This window comes from Amycolatopsis thermalba (assembly GCF_003385215.1).
Lineage (GTDB): Bacteria > Actinomycetota > Actinomycetes > Mycobacteriales > Pseudonocardiaceae > Amycolatopsis_E > Amycolatopsis_E thermalba.
The window spans coordinates 1-5,463 of sequence record NZ_PQHW01000095.1 but is presented as its reverse complement, the minus strand read 5'-3'; the positions used below and the strand labels follow the sequence as shown (position 1 = coordinate 5,463).

5 protein-coding genes are annotated in these 5,463 nt (G+C 71.9%); 2 read left to right on the top strand and 3 right to left on the bottom strand.

The genetic code is table 11. The annotated features are described in order from the left end of the window. Positions 1-2: 2 nt before the first annotated feature. From D0D15_RS28115 to entS, 3 genes are read right to left on the bottom strand one after another with little or no spacing between them, the layout of a single operon-like run. Entirely contained in the window at positions 3-209 is a 207-nt protein-coding gene (locus D0D15_RS28115) for an MbtH family protein (protein ID WP_094003850.1), read from the bottom strand. A 53-nt stretch (positions 210-262) separates the two neighbouring features. Next, positions 263-1,066, bottom strand: a complete 804-nt coding sequence (locus tag D0D15_RS28110) for an alpha/beta fold hydrolase (RefSeq protein ID WP_094003849.1) — start codon at positions 1,064-1,066, stop codon at positions 263-265. Next, positions 1,039-2,304, bottom strand: coding sequence for an enterobactin transporter EntS (gene entS, locus D0D15_RS28105; RefSeq protein ID WP_233157091.1), 1,266 nt, complete (start codon positions 2,302-2,304; stop codon positions 1,039-1,041). The genes D0D15_RS28110 and entS overlap by 28 nt, the downstream gene beginning before the upstream one ends. Before the next feature lie 64 nt (positions 2,305-2,368). Here entS and D0D15_RS28100 point away from each other — a divergent pair, with 64 nt between their 5' ends. Both D0D15_RS28100 and D0D15_RS28095 read left to right on the top strand, forming a co-directional pair. Beyond that, positions 2,369-3,964 carry a (2,3-dihydroxybenzoyl)adenylate synthase gene (locus D0D15_RS28100; RefSeq protein ID WP_094003847.1) on the top strand — a complete coding sequence of 532 codons (1,596 nt, stop codon included), beginning with the start codon at positions 2,369-2,371 and terminating at the stop codon, positions 3,962-3,964. 323 nt (positions 3,965-4,287) lie between these two features. Continuing rightward, entirely contained in the window at positions 4,288-5,325 is a 1,038-nt protein-coding gene (locus tag D0D15_RS28095) for a FecCD family ABC transporter permease (protein ID WP_208646196.1), read from the top strand. The last annotated feature ends 138 nt before the right edge of the window (positions 5,326-5,463 follow it).

Here is a 5,463-nt window from a genome sequence, read left to right as displayed (position 1 = left end):
CCTCAGGACTCGCTCTCGACCAGGCTGCGCGGCCGCATGTCGGTCCAGTTGGCCTCGATGTGGTCCAGGCACGCCTGGCGGCTGTCCTCCCCGAACACGATCCGCCAGCCCGAGGGCACCTCCGCGAAGGTGGGCCACAGCGAGTACTGGCCCTCGTCGTTGACCAGCGCGTAGAAGCGCCCGTTGTCGTCGTCGAAGGGGTTAGTCACGCCAAGCCTCCAGTGCCGTCAGGTCAACTGAGGCTTACCTTAGTAAGGCGATACTAAGAGTGTCCAGCGGCGAAAAAGGTGACGAGAGCGTCGTTGACCGCGTCCGGGCGCTCCAGATATCCGTAGTGCCCGGCGTCGGCGATCTTCACGTACCGTGCGGACGGGATCGCGTCGGCGACCTCACGCGCGAGGTACGCGGGCAGGCGAAGATCGTCGGCGAACCCGATGACCAGGCAGGGAACGTCGATCGCGCGGTAGGCGTCCAGGCGGCTCTCGGTGATGTCGAGGTCGAGCTGCGCGCGCAGGCCGGGCGTCCACAGGGTCGGCGACATCTCGAAGATGTCCAGCCAGTCCGCGATCGCCGCGTCGTCGTTCAGCGTGCGGGGTGAGAGATTCTGCACTGCCCGCATCACGGCCTCGTACTTCGCGGGCAGCGCGATCTCGCTGTCCCGCAACTCCTTCTCCGCCGCGCCCATCGCCGCCCGCATCGCGTCCGGGCGGCCGCGCGTCGCCATCAGCACGGCCTGGCTGACCAGTTCCGGACGCGCGAGCATCAGCTCGGTGACCACCTGCGCGCCCATCGACGTGCCGACCAGGCGGCACGGGCCGAGGTCGAGGTGCTCGATCAGGCCGGCGGTGTCGGCGACCAGGTCGTCGATGGTGAAACCCGGTTCGGCGGGCGAAATCCCGCGGTTGTCGAACGTGATCGCCCGGTAGCCGGCGTCGAGGAGCGCGGGCACCTGGTGCAGGTGCCACACCCGGCCGTTGGCGGCGGTGCCCATCACGAGCACCACCGGATCGCCGGAGCCGAGGTCGTCGTAGTTGATCTTTATGCCGTTGACGTCGGCGAGTGGCATGGTTCTCCTTGCAGGCTGGCCCGGCGCAGTCCGGGCATGGTCACCGCGACCAGGCAGACGCCGAGCACGCACACGATCCCGCCGGCCACGATCCCGCCGGCCGGGCCGAGCAGCCGCGCGGCGAGCCCGGCTTCGGCGTTGCCCACGGCCGGGCCGGTCGTGGCCTGCGCGAGCCACAGGCTGCTGACCCGGCCCTGCAGGTGGCCGGGCGTGTGGTGCTGGAGCAGCGCGCGGCGCAGGATTTCCGACGTGGTGTCGCCGATCCCGGCGAGCGCCAGGAACAGCAGCGCCAGCCACAGCTCGCCGGACAGGCCGAACGCGGTGATCGCCAGTCCCCACAACAGCACCGACGCGATCAGCGCGCGGCCGCTGTGCCGGAACCGTCCGGTCCAGCCGCTGACCAGCGCGCCGAGGAACGCGCCCACCGCCGGGGCGGTGTAGAGCAGGCCGACCGCGGACGGGCCGCCGCCGAAGACCTCCGTGCCCATCTGCGGGAAGAGCGCGTAGGGCATCGCGAAGAGCATGGCCCACAGGTCGATCAGCAGCAGTCCGCGCACGATCGCGTTGTGCCGCAGGAACCGGAAACCCTCGGCGATCGCGTGGAACGGGTGCTGGTGGTCCTCGTCCGGCCGGCCCGCCCGCAGCTCGGGCAGCCGCCACATCAGCGCGACCGCGGCGACGTAGCCGAGCGCGTCGATCGCGAAGCACGCGGCGACGCCGGGCCCAGCCGCGATCACCCCGGCGATCGACGGGCCGACCATCGCGCCGAACTGGCTGGTCACCGTGATCAGCGCGCCGGCCGCGGTCAGGTGCTCCGGCCTGACCAGCGCGGGGATCGCCGCCATCAGCGCCGAGCCGCCGAGGCCGTTGATCGCGCCGGCGAGGATCGCGGCCACGTAGACGAACCACAGCATCGGGTGCGGGATCGCGGCGTTGACCGCCAGCCCGCCGAGCACGACCGCGACGGTCGCCCGCGTGGTGAGAATGAGGCGGCGGCGGTCGACCCGGTCGGCCATCACCCCGCCGGCGAGCAGCCCGCCCAGCAACGCGATGCCGAACACGAGACTGACCAGTCCGACCTGGACCGACGACCCGGTCACCTGGTAGACGTGCAGGTTGATCGCGACGTTCGTGAGCGCCGTGGTCAGCACGGTGAGTGTCTGCGCGGCGAAGACCAGCCGGTACGCGGATGCGCTCCGTAGCGGCGTGACGTCGATGACCATTTCCCCGAGCCGCACGAGCACCTTCCCTTCGTAACGTCGGCTAGCCTAACCTAAGTTCGCGCGATCGAGGGAGCTGACGATGTTGCACGGCTGTGTGCCCTGGCCCGAGGACCTGGCGGCGGAGTACCGCGCCGGAGGCTACTGGACCGGACAGCCACTCGACGTCCTGCTGACCGAAGGCGCGGCCGCGCACGGGGACCGGGTCGCGCTGGTGGCGGCCGACGGTGCGCGGTGGACCTACGCCGAACTCGACGCGTGGGCGTCGCGTCTGGCGGCCGGCCTGGTGTCGGCGGGGTTGCGGCCGGGTGAGCGGGTCGTGGTGCAGCTGCCGAACGTGCCCGAGTTCGTGGCTCTGTTCTTCGCGATCCTGCGGGCCGGCGTGCTGCCGGTGCTGGCGCTGCCCGCGCACCGCGAGAGCGAGATCGTGCCGCTGTGCGAGCTGAGCGAGGCCGTCGCGTACGTGGTCGCGGACAGCGACGACGCCGGGTACGACTACCGCGAGCTGGCGCGGACCGTGCAGAAGACGGTGCCGTCGGTGCGGCAGGTGTTCGTGGTCGGCGAGCCGGCGGAGTTCCAGTCGCTGCCGTCCGCGGCGCCGGTCTCGTTGGCGGCGCCGGATCCTTCCGACGTGGCGTTGTTCCTGCTGTCCGGTGGGACGACGGGCACGCCGAAGCTGATCCCGCGGACGCACCAGGATTACCTGTACAACGCGCGGGCGAGCGCTTCGGTGTCCGGATTTTCGGCCGACACGCGGTACCTGGTGGCGTTGCCCGCGGCGCACAACTTCGCGCTGGCTTCGCCGGGGCTGCTCGGCGCTTTGGCCGCCGGTGGGACGGTGGTGCTGGCGCCGGATCCCAGCGCGGACACGGCGTTCGAGCTGATCGAACGCGAACGGGTGACGGTGTCCGCGGTGGTGCCGCCGGTCGCGCTGCTGTGGATGGACGCGGCCGAGTTCATGGACGAGGACCTGTCGAGCCTGCAGTTGCTCCAGGTGGGTGGCGCGAAATTCAACGCGGAGCCGGCCTCCCGGGTGCGCGCGACGCTGGGTTGCGATCTGCAGCAGGTGTTCGGGATGGCCGAGGGGCTGCTGAACTTCACCCGGCTGGACGATCCGGACGAGCTGAAGATCACCACGCAGGGCCGCCCGCTGTGCCCGGCGGACGAGGTGCTGGTGGTCGACGAGGAGGGCGACCCGGTGGCGCCCGGCGAGAGCGGCGAACTGCTGACGCGCGGGCCGTACACGCTGCGTGGTTACTACCGGGCCGAGCAGCACAACGCGCGGTCGTTCACGCCGGACGGGTTCTACCGCAGCGGCGACGTGGTGCGGGTGCTGCCGTCCGGGCACCTGGTCGTGGAGGGGCGGGTCAAGGACCAGATCAACCGCGGTGGCGAGAAGATTCCCGCGGAGGAGCTGGAGAACCACCTGCTGGCCCACCCGGCCGTCCACGACGCGGCGGTGGTCGGGATGCCGGACGAGGTGATGGGTGAGCGGACGTGCGCGTTCCTGGTGGTGCGCGGGGAGGCGCCGACGCTGCGCGAGGTGACGGCGTTCCTGCGGTCGCGCGGGGTGGCGGCGTACAAGCTGCCCGACCGGGTGGAGGTGCTGGACAGCTTCCCGCTGACGAAGGTCGGGAAGGTGTCGAAGGCCGCGCTCGCGAGGCGGATCGCCGGGTGAGCGCTGGCGCTTCGGCCGCCCACTGCCACCCGCGCCGGACGCAACGCCAGGCGAGCACCGGCAACCGCCACCACACCGCCCGTCCCGCATCTGGAGAACACCCGTGACCACCGGTGCACCCACCCGAGCCGCCACTGATCACGCCAGGGACCACGGCCACCCGCGCTGGGCGGAACACCGGGCCACCACCCACCCCGCATCTGGAGAACACCCGTGACCACCGGCGCACCCACCCGAGCCGCCACTGATCACGCCAGGGACCACGGCCACCCGCACTGGGCGGAACACCGGGCCACCACCCACCCCGCACCAGGAGAACGCCCGTGACCACCGGTGCACCCACCCAGGCCACCCCGGACCGGGGGCCACGCGTGGCGGCGTCGTCGCGGGTGGCCGGGCTGCTCGTCGCGCTCTTGGTGCTCGTCGCGGTGGCCCTGCTGAGCATCGCGGTCGGCTCGCGGTCCATTCCACTCGGGACTGTCCTCGACGCACTGTTCCACCGGGACGGTTCGGATTCGTCCTATGTGGTCTGGTCGATCCGGGTGCCGCGGACGTTGATCGGCATCGCGGTGGGCGCGTCGCTGGGGATGGCCGGGGCGCTGATGCAGGCGCTGACGCGCAACCCCCTCGCTGACCCGGGTCTGCTGGGCATCAACGCGGGCGCGGCGACGGCTGCCGCGCTGTCGGTCGGGGTGCTCGGGGTGACGGATCTGCGGGCGTTCGTGTGGTTCGCCTTCCTGGGGGCGGCCGTCGCGGGTTTCGTGTTGTACGTGATCGCCGGCCGGGGTGGCGCGTCGCCGGTGCGGCTGGCGCTGGCCGGGACCGCGGTGTCGGCCGCGTTGACGGGCCTGACCCAAGCGATGACCCTGCTGGACACGCAGACGCTGGACCAGATGCGGTTCTGGACGGTGGGGTCACTGGAGCGCGCGGACGGCGGCACCCTGGTGCGCGTGCTGCCGTTCCTGGTGGCCGGCCTGGTGCTCGCGCTGTTCCTCGCGCGCCCCTTGAACGCCCTCGCCCTGGGCGACGACGCCGGCAAGTCGCTCGGCGCGCACCTCGGCTGGACACGCGCCCTGACCCTGGTGGCGGTCACACTGCTGGCCGGCGCCGCGACGGCCGCCGTGGGCCCCTTGGTGTTCGTCGGACTGGCGGTGCCGCACATGGTGCGCGCGATCACCGGCCCCGACCAGCGGTGGGTGGTGCCGTACTGCGCCCTGCTGGCCCCCGCGCTGCTACTGCTGGCCGACGTGCTGGGCAGGGTGATCGCCCGCGAGGAGATCGACGTCGGGGTGGTGACCGCCCTGCTCGGGGCACCGCTGTTCATCGCACTGGTCCGCCACACAAAGGCGGGGCGCGCATGACCGGCCCAACCGTGCCCGCACCACTGGCCCACTCACGCACCACTGGCCGCGCGACTGGCCCACTCACACCCGCACGACAAGCCCACCCACACACCCCCCCCCGCGCGACTGGTCCAACCGTGCCCCCACGACCGGCCC